This is a genomic window from Pseudoflavonifractor capillosus, from assembly GCF_016902575.1.
Classification (GTDB): Bacteria; Bacillota; Clostridia; order Oscillospirales; family Oscillospiraceae; genus Enterenecus; species Enterenecus capillosus_A.
This window is the reverse complement of the sequence record NZ_JACSNZ010000113.1, coordinates 1-881: the sequence shown is the minus strand read 5'-3', so window position 1 is coordinate 881 and position 881 is coordinate 1. Positions and strand designations below refer to the sequence as shown.

Annotated in this window: 3 protein-coding genes; 2 read left to right on the top strand and 1 reads right to left on the bottom strand. The window is 50.3% G+C overall.

The annotated features are described in order from the left end of the window. The coding region (locus H9X86_RS12115) for a helix-turn-helix domain-containing protein (protein WP_204901746.1) at positions 1-325 on the bottom strand (325 nt) is incomplete at its 3' end. Positions 326-482: 157 nt separating this feature from the next. Between H9X86_RS12115 and H9X86_RS13075 the strand changes: the two genes are divergently transcribed. Beyond that, the gene (locus H9X86_RS13075) at positions 483-707 is read left to right on the top strand and encodes a helix-turn-helix transcriptional regulator (RefSeq protein WP_430736106.1); all 225 of its coding nucleotides are present in this window, start codon (positions 483-485) and stop codon (positions 705-707) included. Then, positions 704-881 (top strand): helix-turn-helix domain-containing protein (locus H9X86_RS12105; RefSeq protein WP_346011476.1); only part of this gene is annotated, 178 nt, incomplete at its 3' end. The genes H9X86_RS13075 and H9X86_RS12105, both read left to right, overlap by 4 nt.

Genomic DNA, 881 nt, shown 5'->3' with positions numbered 1-881 from the left:
CTTTGATCCTCAGTCCAAAGTGTTCCCCGCTGGCGGCCATGGCGTCGTCGATCTCCTCATAGTCCACAATGTCGGTTACGGCCTCAATGGGGATGCCGGCGGCAACGTCGCCTAGGACGGGGATTCGGGCCGCTTTTTTGGGGTTATTGATGAGCGCATCAACAGAGCATCCAAATAGCTTTGCAAGCCGCTCCAGAGAGATATGATCTATCTTTGATTTCCCATTCTCCCACGCTGAATACTGTGGTTGAGATAGGCCGATATGCGAGGCAACCTCCGCTTGAGTGAGTCCAGCTGCTTTCCTTGAAGCCTTGAGATTGACCACAAAACTCACCTCCTTGTTGTGTTGATAATATCGGGATTTCCGATTGGTTGCAACGGAATATAGGAATAACCGATAAAAAACAAATAAAACTATTGACACAGAAAAAATATCGGTGTATTATCGGTTTAACCAATAAGAGGAGGTGAGGATATTGGTGATGCGGATAAAGGAACTGCGTCAATCCGCAGGCATTGACCAAATTGCCTTTGGGCAGGCGGTCGGTGCCTCCCAAGGCACTGTTAGTGATTGGGAGAATGAGAGATATTTGCCCAAAACCAGACAGCTCCCTCTCATTGCTGAGGTGCTTGGTGTCCCCATCGGTGACCTGTTTGTAAGCCACCCGAGGGACTGTCTAAACGATACCACAGAAATGGGGGCATGACCATGCAGACAGATAGCAGGAATATCTACAAGAAGGCCCGTATGGCTGCGGGAATTACCCAGGAGCGTGCAGCGGAGCTGCTGGACATTTCCACACGATCTTTGGCGGACTACGAGTCCGGGGTGCGTATGCCCTCCAATGGATTGGTGGACAGCATGGTGACTGTGTATAACA

Excerpts from the sequence above, each read along its gene's own strand:
- H9X86_RS13075 (WP_430736106.1), top strand. The coding sequence starts at position 483 with ATGCGGATAAAGGAACTGCGTCAATCCGCAGGCATTGACCAAATTGCC.